The organism is Marinobacterium sp. YM272, from assembly GCF_050908845.1.
In the GTDB taxonomy this organism is placed as follows: Bacteria; Pseudomonadota; Gammaproteobacteria; order Pseudomonadales; family Balneatricaceae; genus Marinobacterium_D.
In genome coordinates this window covers 681,741-695,851 of record NZ_CP194171.1, presented here as the reverse complement: position 1 = coordinate 695,851, position 14,111 = coordinate 681,741, and the positions used below count along the sequence as shown (strand labels likewise).

The 14,111-nt window shown below is 59.2% G+C and carries 15 protein-coding genes; 7 read left to right on the top strand and 8 right to left on the bottom strand.

The features are described 5' to 3' along the window. Positions 1–97: 97 nt before the first annotated feature. The 3 genes from ACQUQP_RS03270 to dctP all read right to left on the bottom strand — a co-directional run bounded on the left by ACQUQP_RS03270 (position 98) and on the right by dctP (position 3,552). Positions 98–1,654, bottom strand: coding sequence for a TRAP transporter large permease (locus ACQUQP_RS03270; protein ID WP_432697386.1), 1,557 nt, complete (start codon positions 1,652–1,654; stop codon positions 98–100). Next, entirely contained in the window at positions 1,651–2,352 is a 702-nt protein-coding gene (locus tag ACQUQP_RS03265; protein WP_432697385.1) for a TRAP transporter small permease subunit, read from the bottom strand. The genes ACQUQP_RS03270 and ACQUQP_RS03265 overlap by 4 nt, the downstream gene beginning before the upstream one ends. A 75-nt stretch (positions 2,353–2,427) precedes the next feature. After that, positions 2,428–3,552 carry a TRAP transporter substrate-binding protein DctP gene (gene dctP, locus ACQUQP_RS03260; protein WP_432697384.1) on the bottom strand — a complete coding sequence of 375 codons (1,125 nt, stop codon included), beginning with the start codon at positions 3,550–3,552 and terminating at the stop codon, positions 2,428–2,430. 279 nt (positions 3,553–3,831) lie between these two features. On the opposite strand from dctP, the gene ACQUQP_RS03255 reads away from it, so the two are divergent. Continuing rightward, complete coding sequence (locus ACQUQP_RS03255; protein ID WP_432697383.1) at positions 3,832–4,620, top strand: FCD domain-containing protein; 789 nt, start codon at positions 3,832–3,834, stop codon at positions 4,618–4,620. Positions 4,621–4,658: 38 nt separating this feature from the next. Here ACQUQP_RS03255 and ACQUQP_RS03250 read toward each other — a convergent pair whose 3' ends face one another. Continuing rightward, positions 4,659–5,396: a type 1 glutamine amidotransferase gene (locus ACQUQP_RS03250; RefSeq protein ID WP_432697382.1), complete on the bottom strand. Its 738-nt coding sequence runs from the start codon at positions 5,394–5,396 to the stop codon at positions 4,659–4,661. A gap of 140 nt (positions 5,397–5,536) precedes the next feature. Here ACQUQP_RS03250 and ACQUQP_RS03245 point away from each other — a divergent pair, with 140 nt between their 5' ends. Next, positions 5,537–6,301, top strand: a complete 765-nt coding sequence (locus ACQUQP_RS03245) for a metallophosphoesterase (protein ID WP_432697381.1) — start codon at positions 5,537–5,539, stop codon at positions 6,299–6,301. 65 nt (positions 6,302–6,366) lie between these two features. Here ACQUQP_RS03245 and ACQUQP_RS03240 read toward each other — a convergent pair whose 3' ends face one another. Next, complete coding sequence (locus ACQUQP_RS03240; RefSeq protein WP_432697380.1) at positions 6,367–7,467, bottom strand: polyamine ABC transporter substrate-binding protein; 1,101 nt, start codon at positions 7,465–7,467, stop codon at positions 6,367–6,369. 312 nt (positions 7,468–7,779) lie between these two features. Here ACQUQP_RS03240 and ACQUQP_RS03235 point away from each other — a divergent pair, with 312 nt between their 5' ends. Both ACQUQP_RS03235 and ACQUQP_RS03230 read left to right on the top strand, forming a co-directional pair. Then, positions 7,780–7,986 (top strand): hypothetical protein, encoded by a 207-nt coding sequence (locus ACQUQP_RS03235; RefSeq protein ID WP_432697379.1) that lies wholly within the window; start codon positions 7,780–7,782, stop codon positions 7,984–7,986. 167 nt (positions 7,987–8,153) lie between these two features. Next, positions 8,154–8,459, top strand: a complete 306-nt coding sequence (locus ACQUQP_RS03230; protein ID WP_432697378.1) for a c-type cytochrome — start codon at positions 8,154–8,156, stop codon at positions 8,457–8,459. A 69-nt stretch (positions 8,460–8,528) separates the two neighbouring features. Here ACQUQP_RS03230 and ACQUQP_RS03225 read toward each other — a convergent pair whose 3' ends face one another. Both ACQUQP_RS03225 and pomA read right to left on the bottom strand, forming a co-directional pair. Continuing rightward, entirely contained in the window at positions 8,529–9,455 is a 927-nt protein-coding gene (locus ACQUQP_RS03225) for a flagellar motor protein MotB (RefSeq protein ID WP_432697377.1), read from the bottom strand. Between the two features lie 32 nt (positions 9,456–9,487). Beyond that, on the bottom strand, positions 9,488–10,246 hold the full coding sequence (gene pomA / locus ACQUQP_RS03220; RefSeq protein WP_432697376.1) for a flagellar motor protein PomA: 759 nt from the start codon (positions 10,244–10,246) through the stop codon (positions 9,488–9,490). A gap of 234 nt (positions 10,247–10,480) precedes the next feature. On the opposite strand from pomA, the gene ACQUQP_RS03215 reads away from it, so the two are divergent. From ACQUQP_RS03215 to dxs, 3 genes are read left to right on the top strand one after another with little or no spacing between them, the layout of a single operon-like run. Next, positions 10,481–10,723 (top strand): exodeoxyribonuclease VII small subunit, encoded by a 243-nt coding sequence (locus tag ACQUQP_RS03215; protein WP_432697375.1) that lies wholly within the window; start codon positions 10,481–10,483, stop codon positions 10,721–10,723. Between the two features lie 2 nt (positions 10,724–10,725). Then, on the top strand, positions 10,726–11,613 hold the full coding sequence (locus ACQUQP_RS03210; RefSeq protein WP_432697374.1) for a polyprenyl synthetase family protein: 888 nt from the start codon (positions 10,726–10,728) through the stop codon (positions 11,611–11,613). Continuing rightward, positions 11,613–13,406 (top strand): 1-deoxy-D-xylulose-5-phosphate synthase, encoded by a 1,794-nt coding sequence (dxs, locus tag ACQUQP_RS03205; RefSeq protein ID WP_432697373.1) that lies wholly within the window; start codon positions 11,613–11,615, stop codon positions 13,404–13,406. Before ACQUQP_RS03210 ends, dxs begins: the two co-directional genes overlap by 1 nt. Before the next feature lie 38 nt (positions 13,407–13,444). On the opposite strand, the gene ribA is transcribed toward dxs, so the two are convergent. Further along, positions 13,445–14,011 (bottom strand): GTP cyclohydrolase II, encoded by a 567-nt coding sequence (gene ribA / locus ACQUQP_RS03200; RefSeq protein WP_432698667.1) that lies wholly within the window; start codon positions 14,009–14,011, stop codon positions 13,445–13,447. Positions 14,012–14,111 lie beyond the last annotated feature (100 nt).

The following is a 14,111-nucleotide window of genomic DNA, read 5'->3' as shown; positions in this document are numbered from 1 at the left end:
TTTAACGATGACTAGATGCGGATATTGGGCGGGGCCAGTCTCTACTTAGCTACTTATGTACTTAGCTAATTGGGCCCCGCCTGTCAGCGGCTTAGCGTCAGCCGTATACCAGGCTGGGCAGCCAGGTGATCAGCGCCGGGAACAGGATACAGAGGATCAACCCTGTGGCCTGCAATGCCAGGAACACCAGCGATGAACGGAAGATCGTCGCCATGGAAATTTCCGGCGGGCAGACACCGCGGATATAGAACAGGGCGTATCCGAACGGCGGGCTGAGGAAGGACATCTGCATGTTGACCAGGTAGAGCACGCCGAACCAGAGCACCACATCCTCACCCGGCACCGCCGGCAGGCCGAACAGACCATCGAACTCCAGCGCCTGCACGATCGGGATGAAGATCGGCACCGCCAGCAGCAGGATACCCACCCAGTCCAGGAACATGCCGAGGATCACCAGCAGCACCATCAGCAGGAACAGGATGCCGTAGGCGGAAAGGCCGGTTCCGAGAATGGTTTCGGTGATAAACGCCTGGCCACCCTGGAGGATGTAGAAGCCGACGAACACCGAGGCCCCGAACATGATCCACAGCACCATGGCGGATGCCTTGGCGGTGGTCACCGACGCCTCACGCAGCGCGCGCACCGAGAAGGAGCCGTGTTTCCAGGCCACCAGCACCGCACCGAAGGAGCCGATACCCGCCGCTTCCACCGGCGTTGCAACGCCACCGAACAGCAGACCCAGTACCAGCATCACCAGCACGATCGGCGCAATCAGGTCCTTCAGCAGCATCAGCTTTCCGGTGAAGGAGATACGCTCTTCCATCGGTACCGGCGGCCCCAGTTTCGGATTGAGCATGGTGCGGATCAGCACGTAGGCGATATACATGCCGGAGAGCAGCAGGCCCGGTACCACGGCACCCAGGTAGAGTTCGCCCACCGACTGCTGCGCCACCACCGCATAGAGGATAGCGAGGATCGACGGCGGTATCAGGATACCCAGGGTACCGCCCGCCATGATCGAGCCGAGCGCGATCTGGTGGTCGTAATTACGCTTCAGCATCGCCGGCAGCGCAATGATACCCATGGTCACCACGGCCGCGCCGATAACGCCCACCATGGCCGCCAGGATCGTGGAGGCGATGATCGTTGCCGTGGCCAGGCCACCACTGAGACCGCCCATCCACTTGTAGACCACATTGAACATCTCCTCGATCAGGCCGGCACGCTCAAGCATGGAGGCCATGAAGATGAACAGCGGGATCGCGGCCAGGTCAGAGTTGGTCATCATCGGGAAGATACGGCCCGGGATGATGTTCAACATCATCGCATCGCCCACCAGATAGATGAACATGACGCCCAGACCACCGGTCACGAAGGCCAGTGGCAGCCCCATCATCAAGGCCACCAGCAGGGATCCGAACATCAGGTAGGTCAGCGGGCCTATGTCCACATTGCCGAGGACGCCCGCCAGGCGGAACAGGAAGTACTCATCACCGTAGGGGTCATAGAACAGGATATTGATCATTTCGACCAACATCACAAAGCCCAGACCACAGGTGGCAATAATCATCAACCAGGTGCCCAGCACACCGCTCAGCGGTTTGGGGTGCTGTGCCGGATGATGAGCTTTGGTATCTGCAGTAGTAGCGCTCATTGTGCACCCTCCCGGCCCATACGCACGAACAGTGCAATGTCTTTAATCAGCTTTGATATACCGGCAAGCACGATCAGCACCGAGCCAAGCAGCATCATTCCCTTCACCGGCCAGTACTGGATGCCCCAGGTTTCCACGGTGGTTTCGCCCATACCGAAGGAATCCTTGAAGAAGGTCCAGGAGGTGCCGGCCAGCGCCAGTGTGAAGATGAAAAAGAACATTGAAGTGAAGATATCCATGCCCACCCGGCCACGCTCCGGCAGCAGGTTGTACATGACATCTACCCGCACATGCCCACCTTCCAGCAGGGTGTAGGCACCCGCCAGCAGATACTGCATCCCGAGCAGCAGGAAGCTCGCCTCGTGGACCCAGATGGTCGGCATATTGAAGAAGTAACGCATGATCACTTCGTAGAAATAGAAACAGACGGCATTGATGGTCCAGAACGAGACAAAGACACCCGATTTTTCGCTGGTCCAGTCAATCAGCCGTGTCAGAGCGTTACCCTTGTAATGGGTATGAATGATCGGGTCTTCATCCGCCTGCACTTCGCCCATGATCGGGTGTGACTCGGCCAGATGCCCCTTACGTTTTTCGGCGCGTCTGTTCAGCGCCATCATGATCAGCGGCATTACCGCCAGCCAGCCCCAGTAGAGCCAGTGCGGAAGGACAAAGCCGAAGCCTTCGAGATCGGACATGATCGACTACCTCATAACTACACAGGTAAGAGAGCGGGGGAGACCGGCTCCCCCTTAAGGTTCAAGCCGGGCGGATTACTCCATCCCCTCGATATCCTCCTCGGTGATATAGCCGACGGTATCGTTCATCATGTACTTCAACTGCAGATCGAAGATCTCCCGCGCATCCTCATCCTTGTTGGCCCACTTGTACCAGACCGGAATGGCCGCCTTACGGAACCGCTCCAGATCCTCCTGACTCAGACGGGTGACGGTATCGCCCGCCTCCCTGAACTTATCCATCGCCTCGATATTGCGCTTCTGGATCATCAGGTAGTGGCGCTGGGAGTAGCTGCGTACCTGCTCCTCGACGATCGCCTGGATCTTGGGATCGAGATTGTTCCAGGAACGCAGGTTCACAGTCAGGTCCATCAGATCCACCGGCTGGTAGATCGACATCACCCCTGGCGGGCCAAACAGGATGTAATCGGTGACCTGGGAGAAGCCCAGTTCCCAGTTAACCGCCGGACCTACATAGTCCGCCGCATCGATGGTGCCCTTCTCCAGGGCCGGGAAGATATCCGAACCCGGCAGACTGACGGTGGAGACACCGAACTGCTGGAATACCTCGGCGACCATGCCGCCCGGCAGACGGACCTTCATGCCCTTGAGGTCATCCAGGCTGCTGACCGGTTTTTTGGAGTGGATGATGTTGGCGTCATGCTGGATCGGACCCACGTAGAAAAGACCGAATTTCTTGTAGATCTCGCGGGTTTTTTCCAGCATCCCCAGCGAATAGAACATGGTGTCCCACTGGTGCGGCTGGTCCGGGCCTGCCGGGTAGGATGAGAGGAATACGGAGGCCGGAATCTTGCCCGACCAGTAGAGGGTGAAGGGGTTCATCCCCTGCAGCACCCCGTTACGCACCGCATCAAACAGAGCGTTGTTATCCGCCGCTACCGATTTGGCCGGGAAGGGCTTGAAGATCAACTCACCGTTGGTCTTCTCCTCCATCTCGTTGCACCACTCCTCAAACAGGGTGTAGCCCACGGTACCGGCATCCCAGACAGACTGGATTTTCCAGGTCTGGGCAGCCTGCGCCGGTGTGGCCGCCATCATTGAGGTACCTGCGACAGCCGCGCCGGCTAGCGCGACGGACTTGAGAAACGCACGCCGCGGCCGTTTGCCGGTTTCCGGGCTGCGAAGGTCTTCTTTGTTCATATTCACTCTCCATAATTTTTATTATCTGGAACTGAACTGGAACGCTGGGTGAGACAGACACCCCCGAAACACGCCAACAGACGCGGCTCTCCGGCGGTGTGCGCAGGAAGATTTACCGAGAGTTGCGGCTGCGTCCAGCGAAGGCGCAACTGGTTGGACCAGTTTTTCACGCCCTCCTGTGGACGCTGAGGCAGGAATAGCCGATATTTATTAAGGCGCCGCTAATATGCGACGCTCTTTGACCGACAATAAAAATAACTGGTCCAACCAGTAGGAAGAATGAATAAACCACAGAGCTTATCCACTGCTCAGTCGATCGCGACCCATCTTGAGCAGATGATTCTTGACGGCACCCTCGCCCCTGAAACCAAGATGCCCTCCGAACGTCAGCTCGCCGCCCGGCTCGGTGTCTCCCGGACCATCGTGCGCGAGGCGCTGCACGAGCTGCATGGTCGCGGCATGATTGAAACCCGCCATGGCAAGGGCTCCTTCGTCGCCTGCGCAGTCCCACCCATCGAAGAGACCAGCCCCCTGATGCTGGCGTTTTCCGATAACGCCCGTACCCTGTACGACCTGTTTGAAGTGCGCGAGCAACTGGAGGGCCAGGCCGCTGAACTGGCAGCAGAACGGGCCACAGAGCAGGATCAGTACAAGATCCGCAAAGCGTTCGACGCGATGGAGGCGGCCGATCCGCTCACCAACGCCGAACTCGACCATGCGTTTCACCGCGCCATCGTCGAGGCCTCCCACAACCCGGTACTGGTGCATGTGCTGAACAGCCTGAAAGGATTGATGCTGAACTCGGTGCAGGCCTCGGTGGCCAACCTGAACCACCGCCGCGCTTTCAAACAGCAGATCGACAAGCACCACCGCCAGATCTATCACGCGGTGATCAGCCGCCAGGCCCGCTGGGCCCGCAAGGCCGCCATGGCCCATGTGCGCCATGTCAGCGATTCACTGCGGCAGATCGAAGAGCAGGAGAAACACCTGATCCGTACTGCGCTGGATGATGCACTCTACTGTTCAAGCGAGGCACACACCCAGGCGTCTGAAGCCCTGTCCCAGTGACCGGAGGCGGGCTCGGGCCAAGCGTTCAGACCAATAACTCAGGCCAATAAAACGCGATCGACAAATGCCGTCATCAGCGCGTTGGACTCGGGGGTTTCCTGCGCACAGGCCAGCACCTGGTCGAGATGGTCGTCGCCGTCGGTGTAGTGAGCTTTGTAGTAGGTCAGCCGCTCAACCAGGATCTTTTTATCCACCTCCGGATGAAACTGGAATGCCCAGAAGCGGCGGTCTTTCACTTTGAAGGCATGGATGCACGCATCGGTCAGCGCCAGCACCTGACAGCGCTTCGGCAGTTCGGTGGCATACTGGCGATGTACCGACACTGCCATGAAGGGGTCGGGCATATCCCAGAACAGCGGGTCCTTGCCGGCGGCAAGGGTCAGGGAGATCGGCAGAGTGCCCATCTCGAAGCCCTGGTCTTTGTGTCTGATCCTGCCGCCCAGCGCCAGCACCGCAAGCTGGAAGCCAAAGCAGGAGGCAAACACCGGCTGGTCCCTCTCCAGGCTGCTGAGCAACAGCGCCTTGGCATTCTCGACGAAGGGGTATTTCTCCGGCTCCAGCACGTTGGCTTCACTGGCGCCGCCCACGAGCAGTGCATCATACCCCTCGGCCGCATCGGGGCGCACAGCCGGCGTGTCGAACAGGTTCAACACCTCGATCTGCTCCGGCTTTACGCGACAGTAGTTGGCAAAGCTCTGGTGCTCCTCCCGCCGTACCTGAGCACCGTCCCGAATCTGCAGCAGCAGTAATCTGAGGCTGGATCTGTCCCTGGGCATCTTTATCCCTCTATGGTCCGAAAACACTGCGCACAGCAGCGAAGCAAGTAACACTCTAACCCGAAAAGCCCTCTGCTTCTGTAATGATGTTAGCCTAAGCTTTGAGCGATAGCGTTAAACAGGGAGAGAGATGTCAAACGATGAACACCGTTGTATGCATTGAAGCGAACACACGGGGCCGGGACTTTGTGGTCGGTGATATTCATGGCTGGCTGGAGCCGCTCAATGCGGAGCTGGAGGCGGTCTGTTTCAACCGGGACGTGGATCGGCTGTTTTCTGTCGGTGATCTTATTGACCGCGGCCCGCACTCTCGGGAATGCTTTGAGCTGATCAACGAACCCTGGTTTTTTGCCGTGCGCGGCAACCATGAGCAGATCATGTTCGACTGGCTGGAAGATCCGACCAGCATCGAAACCTCCGACTGGATGCGTTTTGGCGGTAAAAGCTGGATGGGTCCAGGACCCGAGCACTTTTTCCTGCGTAACCCCGGTTTCAAACGCTTTGCCGAGCAGCAGGCCGAACAGATGCCCTGGGCCATAGAACTGGATCTCGCGGACGGCCGCAAAATCGGCATTACCCACAGCTCGGTACCGGTGGATGACTGGCTGGACCTGAAACTCCGTCTGCCCAGCGAACCGGCCATCAGAAACGCACTGATCTGGGATCGCCCGGTCAAGCACCCCGACTACCGGCATCAGGTCGAGGGTATCGATCTGACGGTCCACGGCCACGTGATTCTGCCGCAGGTTGAGAAACGCGGTAACGGTATCTATATCGACACCGGTGCGGCGCTGTTTGAACAGTCCTCCACCGTTGCCCCCGGCAGCGTCTGCCCTCACCCCCGCATCAGTGCCATCGAGGTCACTGATCTGTTTCATATAACGGATAGTTATCTGACCGCCTGAGCGGTTGGCTAGAGAGACAAAAACGCCCTCTCGATGGAGGGCGTTTTGCTGTCTACGACGAGCCGTCAGTGACCGGTTTTAACCCGGGTCCAGGCACGGTTCATGGTGCGGATCTCCCGCTCCGCCGGGGTTTTAAGCACCACCAGGCTTTCGCGGGTTTCTGCCGGCGGGTAGATACCCGGATCGTTACGGATCTCCGGATCGATCAGATCTTCCGCCGCCTTGTTGGCGTTGGCATAGGCCACATAGTCGGTGACCGGCGCGATCACTTCCGGATCAAGCAGATAGTTGATGAACTTGTGGGCTGCGTCCGGGTTCGGTGCATCCGTGGGTATCACCATCACATCGGTCCAGACCACAGCGCCTTCAGACGGTACCGCGTAGGCCACATTGACGCCGTTATCCGCTTCGGCGGCACGGTCCCGGGCCTGGAGCACATCACCGGAGTAACCGTGGGCAACACAGATATCGCCATTGGCCAGGTCATTAATGTACTGGGAGCTGTGGAAGTAGCGGATATTCGGGCGCACCGCGGCCACCACATCAGCCGCCTCATTGATGGCATCACGGCTGAAATCATCCACCGGCTTGCCAAGATAGGCCCGTGCTGCGGTCAGCACCTCGGTGGCATCGTCCATCAGTGTCACACCACAGGAGGAAAGCTTGGAAACGATCTCCGGATCGAACACCAGGCGCCAGGTATCCAGCGGCATATCATCGCCGAGAATCGCCTTCACCTTGTCGACGTTATAGCCGATGCCGGTGGTGCCCCACATGTAAGGCACCAGGTATTCATTGCCGGGATCGATATCGGTCAGGGATTCCATGATCACCGGATCCAGGTTATCCCAGTTGCTCAGTTCGGACTTGTCCAGTTTCTGATACAGACCCGCCTTCAGATGGCGGTCGGCAAAGGGGCGCGCCGTCGGGAAGACCAGGTCGTAGCCGCTTTTGCCAACCAGCAGCTTGGCTTCGGCAACCTCGTTGGAATCATAGACGTCGTATACCACGTCGATACCGGTCTGTTCCTCAAAATTGGTGACCGTGTCCTCAGCGATGTAATCGGACCAGTTGTAAATGTGCAGCTCTTCGGCCTGTACCGCCATGGCACTCGCCAGTGAAGCGGAAAGTGTCAGCGTAGCAATACGTGAGTAAGCAGGTTTCATCGCATCTGATCTCCAGCGGTGATCTCTGAATGGCTGGACCACAGGCTGTGGTCCCGTCTTCCCGGCAGACGTTTCATCACGCCGTCTGATTAGGTCGAATATGAACAAAAGTTATTGGGAACTAAAGCTTTTTTTAATAGACCAAGTAAAAATAGACCCTTTGGTCAACCCCCGCCAATCCCAACTTTTTCCGGCCAACAAGCCAACTGCAAGCAAAAGGGTGCGGATTGTCACGGGACTCAAAAGATTCTGAAACACTAGTGCAATCAATTGAGGTTTAAATCGTCGCTGAAATAAAAGAGGATAATAATTATGCATAGCGATCATCAGATCACTAACGATCTGCAACAACTCCTGCGTCGCGGCTACTCCGCAGACGACCTGACAAACCAGCTGAGCTTCCCCCGTGAACTGGTCGAGAAAGCACTCACCCAGTACAACGCCGAGATCCGTCAGCGCCAGCACGACCGTGCCCTTCACAGCCAGGCGACCTATGCCATGCGCCTGCAGCGCCGTTAAACGGCGCTGTCCTGCTCCTTCCAAAGACAGATCAATCGATGGCCGTTCAGGCAAGATTAACCACCTAAGCGGTATTTACTAGTTGCAGGGGCACTCCTAAACTTGCCCTGATCTATTTTTAACCGGGCTCGTAAGTCCGATTGATAGCACTGTCAAAGGAAACAACCATGAAAAAAGCGCTTGTACTGGCAGCCGCCGCTGCCCTGCTGTCCCCGGCCGCTGCGATGGCAGAACGTTCCGGTGAAGAGCTTTACAACACCAAGTGTTCCGTTTGTCACGCCTCAGGCGTAGCCGGCGCACCGAAGTTCGGTGATGCCGCAGCCTGGGCTCCGCGCGCCGAGAAAGGGATGGACGCGCTGCTGGCCACTGCTAAATCCGGCCTCAACGCCATGCCCCCGATGGGCACCTGCGTCGACTGCTCTGACGCTGAAATGACTGCTGCCATCCAGTACATGCTGGACGCGGCCAAGTAAGACAGCGCCACACAAAAAAACCGCCCGGGAAGCCGAGGCGGTTTTTTTGTGTCCGGTTGCATCCAGCGGTCAGAATATTTCGCCCGGATCCAGCCGTGAGCCTTCGGTATCGCCATTGGGCCGTGCCTGCAGACGCTCCAGTACTTCCTGGTCGTCGCCTTTCTGAATCACGATTTCGACGCGGCGGTTGCGCGAACGGTTCTCGGGCGAGTTGTTCGGTACCAGCGGTTTGCTGTCGGCATAACCGGATACCTGGAAGCGGGACTCATCGATACGGGGATCGGAGAACAGCTCCTCCGCCACCGCCAGCGCCCTGGCGGCGGACAGGTCCCAGTTGGAGCTGAAACGGCTGCCGGAATAGGGGATGTTATCGGTATGCCCCTCGATCGCCACCCGGCCGGTCACGTCGATCAGCACGTCGCGGATCTTGGCAATCACCGGGATATAGTCGAATTTCAGTTCCGCTGATCCGGAGTCGAACGAGCCCTTCTCCTTGACCCTGATGATCAGTTTGGAGCCGTCGGTTTCCACCTCGACCGCCCCGTCACCGATCTCCTCGGAGAGCACCTGGGCAAACTCGATGGCGTCTTTCTGCGCTTCCTGTTTCTGCTGTTCGATTAACTGCTCCAGGCCGCGCAACTGGTCCAGCACCTCGGATTCGCCCTGCTCCGGGCGCACATCGAGGGTGTTCATATCGTTGTTGATGGTCATCTGCCGGACTTCATTGAGCGGCGTCGGTACCGGCCGGCCAGGGCTGAACTCCTGGGCGATGATCGATGTACCCTTGGGGATATCCTCAACCTTGATCTGCGCCTGGACACCAAACGCCTCGCGCATGGAACCGGCCAGCTGCTTGAACTTGAGCACATCCATTTCCGAGAACGAGAGCAGCAGCACGAAGAAACACATCAGCAGCGACATCAGGTCGGAGAACGTGGCCATCCATGCCGGCGCTCCCGGCGGCGGACATTTACATTTCTTCTGCTCGTCGCTCATCTAGTTCTCTTGAATCCGCTGGCTCGCAAGGTTCAGGCTTCCGCCTGCTGGCGTTTTTTCTCGGGCAGGTAGTTACGCAGCATCTGCTCGATCACACGCGGGTTCTGACCCGCCTGTATCGCCAGCAGACCATCGATGATCAGCGCCTGGTTCAGCGCTTCTTCATCCTTGCGGTTTTCCAGCTTGTCGGCGATCGGCAGTGCCACGATGGTGGCCAGCATTGCGCCATAGAGGGTAGTCAGCAGCGCCACCGCCATAGCCGGACCGATCGACTTGGGGTCGGACATATTGGAGAGCATCTGCACCAGGCCCACCAGCGTACCGATCATCCCCATGGCCGGCCCCACATCGCCGATGGCACGGAAGATTCTGGCACCAAACTCGTGGCGCTCATCGGTCAGGCTGGCCTCCTTGTGCAGCAGGTTTTTGACCACTTCCGGGTCATGACCATCCACCAGCAGCTGAATGCCCCGCTGCATGAACGGGCTGGAGACCTCTTTCTCCTCCAGGGAGAGCAGCCCACCCTTACGTGCGGCATCTGCCAGATCGACGGTCTCGGCGATGATCTCTTCCGGCATCACCGACTTAAACATAAATGCCTTGGCCGCCACCTTGCCCGCCGCCAGAAACTGGCCCAGGGTGAACTTGGTGAGCACCACCAGCAGACTGCCGCCGATAACGATCAGAATAGAGGGGATGTTTACAAAGATACCGACATCACCACCGAGCACCATGGCCGCGATAACAATGCCCAATGCGCCGAGCAATCCTACAAGTGTCGCCAGATCCACTGGTTGAATCTCCTATAGCCTTCCCATAGCCTGACTGATGGCACAGGTTTTAGACGTGTTACGGCGATGATACCAGATTTGCCCGGGTGTTCACGTACTGAACAGGCAGCTTTTTAGGCGCTGGATTGCCGCATCCCGGGAGCGTTGACTGGCCCTTTCGATTGACCCCGTGCGGGCAGTTGGTTAAGTTGACTGCCTTGTTTATCCGACTCTCTATCCGACCTCGATCAGATTATGGCCCGCACCCGCAAAGCACCCGATTTTGAACAATCCCTGACCCAGCTCGAAGCTGTCGTTGAGCGTATGGAGCAGGGTGACCTGCCGATCGAAGAAGCCCTGAAAGCGTTCGAGGAAGGCGTCAAACTGACCCGCGAGTGTCAGGAGATTCTTGAGCAGACCGAACAGAAAGTTCAGGTGCTGGTCGAGCAGCAGGGCGAAATGAAGACCCGACCCTTCCAGGAAGAGCAGGACGACTGAGCGTGGAGCTAAGCGATCAACTGTCCGTCTGGGCCGAACGGGTCGAGACCAACCTCCCCCTGTATCTCGAAAGCTGTTCCGTACTGGAGCCGCGTCTGCTGGAAGCGATGCACTACGCACTGCTGAACGGCGGCAAGCGCATCCGGCCTGCGCTGGTTTATATGAGCTGCAACTTCTGCGGCGGCTCAGCAGAGCTGGCCGATCGCGCCGCAGCCGCCATCGAGGCGATTCACAGCTATTCACTGGTACACGATGACCTGCCGGCCATGGACGATGACGACCTGCGCCGCGGCCGCCCCACCTGCCATATCGCCTTTGACGAGGCCACAGCGATTCTGGCCGGTGATGCCCTGCAGTGCTTCGCCTTTGAGCTGCTGAGTGCCCCGGACGCGGAGCTGCTGCCGGCGCGACAGATGCGGATGCTGAATATTCTGTCCACGGCCAGTGGTGCCAGCGGCATGGTGGCCGGTCAGGCCTACGACCTGGCCCACGTTGGCGACAGCCTGACACTGGAGCAGCTGCAGGCGATGCACGCCTTCAAGACCGGACGGCTGATCACCGCTGCCCTGCAGCTGGGTGCTGCCGCCGCCGGCTGTGAAGATCCCGAGACCCTGGAACGACTGCAGCGCTACGGCGACCTGATCGGCCTGGCATTTCAGGTGAAGGACGATTTGCTCGATATCGAGGGCGATACCGAAACCCTTGGCAAGCCCCAGGGATCGGACCAGGCGCAGAACAAGCCGACCTATCCGGCGCTGCTCGGGCTAAACGGTGCCCGTGCCAAACTGGAACAACTGCACAGCGAGGCACAGGAGAGCCTTTCCCCGTTCGGCAGCAATGCAGGTCCCTTGCTTGCCCTTGCCAACTTTATCGTCACCCGCGATCACTGATGCGTACACAGATACCCACAGAACGTCCGGCTACACCGCTGCTGGACCTGATCGAGTCGCCAGCAGAGCTGTCGCGGCTCGAGCGCGCCCAGCTGCCGCAACTGGCGGCAGAGCTGCGTGACTGGCTGCTTTACAGCGTTGGCCTCACCGGCGGGCACTTTGGCGCAGGCCTCGGCGTGGTGGAACTGACCATCGCCCTGCACTATCTGCTCGATACGCCGGCGGACCACCTGGTCTGGGATGTGGGCCATCAGACCTACCCGCACAAGATTCTGACCGGCCGCCGCGAGCAGATGCTCAGCATGCGCCAGCCCGAGGGCCTCGCCCCCTTCCCGAAACGGGCCGAGAGCACCTATGACAGTTTCGGCACCGGCCACTCCAGCACCTCGATCAGTGCCGCGCTCGGCATGGCGCTGGCCAGCAAGCTCAAGGGCGAGCAACGCAAGACCGTTGCCGTGATCGGTGATGGCGCGATGACCGCCGGTATGGCGTTCGAGGCGCTGAGTCATGCCGCCCACACCCAGGCAGACATGCTGGTCATCCTCAATGACAACAATATGTCGATCTCCCCCAACGAGGGCGGACTGGCTACCTATCTTGAAAAACACCTGCGCGCGGGGCACGGCGCACCGGGGCTCGATGGCAGCACCACCGGCGCGCTGTTCGGGGCGCTGACCTTCGACTACCAGGGACCAGTGGACGGGCATGATTTCGACAAGCTGCTGCCAGCGCTGGAACAGGCCCTCAACAGCCCAGGCCCGCAGTTCCTGCACCTGGTGACCCGCAAGGGCAAGGGGTTCGAGCCGGCCGAATCGGATCCGGTGGGCTACCACGCGATCACCAAGATCGAGCCGCTGGATGCCCCGAAAAAGCCGAAAAAACCGAAATTCTGCAACATCTTCGGTCGCTGGCTCTGCGATACTGCAGCCAAGGATCAGCGTCTGGTCGGTATCACTCCTGCCATGCGTGAAGGCTCCGACCTGATCGCTTTCTCGGAGCAGTACCCCGAGCGCTACTTCGACGTGGCCATCGCCGAACAGCACGCCGCCACCCTGGCCGCCGGCTTTGCCTGCGAGGGGATGAAACCGGTGCTGGCGATCTACTCCACCTTTCTGCAACGCGCCTACGATCAGTTCGTGCACGATATCGCGATCCAGGACCTGGACGTGCTGCTGGCGGTCGACCGTGCGGGCCTGGTCGGCGAGGACGGCGCCACCCATGCCGGCCTTTACGATATCGCCTACCTGCGCTGCCTGCCCGACGTGATGCTGATGACACCCTCGGATGAGCAGGAGCTCTACCAGCTACTGAAGAGCGGCTATGACCACCGGGGACCGGCAGCGGTGCGCTATCCGCGCGGCTCGGGCAGCGCGGCAGAGATCGACACATCCCTGCCCGCTATTGAACCTGGCAAAGCGCGTATGCTCCGTGACGGCAGGCGTGCCGCGATACTGAATTTCGGCCCGCTGCTGCCGCAGGCGCAGCAGGCGGCTGAGCAGCTGGATCTGACTCTGGTGGATATGCGCTTCGTCAAGCCGCTGGATACCGGCGTAATCGACCGGCTCACCGACACCCACGAGCTGATTGTCACGCTGGAGGATCACGCTATTGCAGGTGGTGCCGGTTCGGCGGTGGGTGAATATCTGCAATCCCGGGGCGTACAAACGCTGTTACTGCAGCTGGGTATTCCGGATCGCTGGATCGAGCACGCCTCTCGCGGTGCTCAGCTCGCTGAGTGCGGACTGGATACTGACGGAATCAAAACGGCGATAGAGCAGCGCCTGAACCACTGAGAGGTTCAGGCGGCGGGATTCACTGACGGACGGTGCCCTCAGGAATTTTCTTCTTCAGCCTTCTGGAAATGAACCTCGGTCATCATGTGGCCGAGCTTGCCCATCTTGGTTTCCAGGTAGTGCTCGTTGTGGCTGTTCTTGCCCACCTGAAGCGGTTCACGGTTGGCCACCGACAGACCGTACTGCTCCAGCGCGGCGACCTTGCGCGGATTGTTGGTCATCAGGCGCAGCGAACGAACCCCCAGGTGCTTGAGCATCGGCAGACACATGCTGTAATCGCGCATATCGGCGGCAAAGCCCAGTTTCTCGTTGGCTTCCACCGTATCGGCGCCCTGATCCTGCAGATGGTAGGCGCGGATCTTGTTCAGCAGGCCGATACCCCGGCCTTCCTGGCGCAGATAGAGCAGTACACCACGTCCCTCTTCCGCAATCCGCTTCAGCGCTTCCTGCAGCTGAAAGCCGCAGTCGCAGCGCAGGCTGAACAGCGCATCGCCGGTCAGGCACTCTGAATGGATCCGGCCCAGCACCGGTTCATCGGTATCCACATCGCCGAACACCAGCGCCACATGCTCTTTACCGCTGGTTTTGTCCTCGAAACCCACCATGGTAAACACCCCCCAGGGGGTCGGTAGTTTGGAGTCGGCTACATACTGAACAGTCACGAATTTACACCTCTATATGGGCAACCCCAGGACCTTTAACGAA

Coding starts and splice junctions, on each gene's coding strand:
- ACQUQP_RS03215 (WP_432697375.1), top strand. CDS start 10,481: ATGGCCCGCACCCGCAAAGCACCCGATTTTGAACAATCCCTGACCCAG.
- ACQUQP_RS03250 (WP_432697382.1), bottom strand. CDS start 5,396: ATGCCCAGGGACAGATCCAGCCTCAGATTACTGCTGCTGCAGATTCGG.
- ACQUQP_RS03230 (WP_432697378.1), top strand. CDS start 8,154: ATGAAAAAAGCGCTTGTACTGGCAGCCGCCGCTGCCCTGCTGTCCCCG.
- ACQUQP_RS03245 (WP_432697381.1), top strand. CDS start 5,537: ATGAACACCGTTGTATGCATTGAAGCGAACACACGGGGCCGGGACTTT.
- ACQUQP_RS03270 (WP_432697386.1), bottom strand. CDS start 1,654: ATGAGCGCTACTACTGCAGATACCAAAGCTCATCATCCGGCACAGCAC.
- ACQUQP_RS03265 (WP_432697385.1), bottom strand. CDS start 2,352: ATGTCCGATCTCGAAGGCTTCGGCTTTGTCCTTCCGCACTGGCTCTAC.
- ACQUQP_RS03235 (WP_432697379.1), top strand. CDS start 7,780: ATGCATAGCGATCATCAGATCACTAACGATCTGCAACAACTCCTGCGT.
- dctP (WP_432697384.1), bottom strand. CDS start 3,552: ATGAACAAAGAAGACCTTCGCAGCCCGGAAACCGGCAAACGGCCGCGG.
- ACQUQP_RS03240 (WP_432697380.1), bottom strand. CDS start 7,467: ATGAAACCTGCTTACTCACGTATTGCTACGCTGACACTTTCCGCTTCA.
- ribA (WP_432698667.1), bottom strand. CDS start 14,011: ATGGTGGGTTTCGAGGACAAAACCAGCGGTAAAGAGCATGTGGCGCTG.
- ACQUQP_RS03255 (WP_432697383.1), top strand. CDS start 3,832: ATGAATAAACCACAGAGCTTATCCACTGCTCAGTCGATCGCGACCCAT.
- ACQUQP_RS03225 (WP_432697377.1), bottom strand. CDS start 9,455: ATGAGCGACGAGCAGAAGAAATGTAAATGTCCGCCGCCGGGAGCGCCG.
- dxs (WP_432697373.1), top strand. CDS start 11,613: ATGCGTACACAGATACCCACAGAACGTCCGGCTACACCGCTGCTGGAC.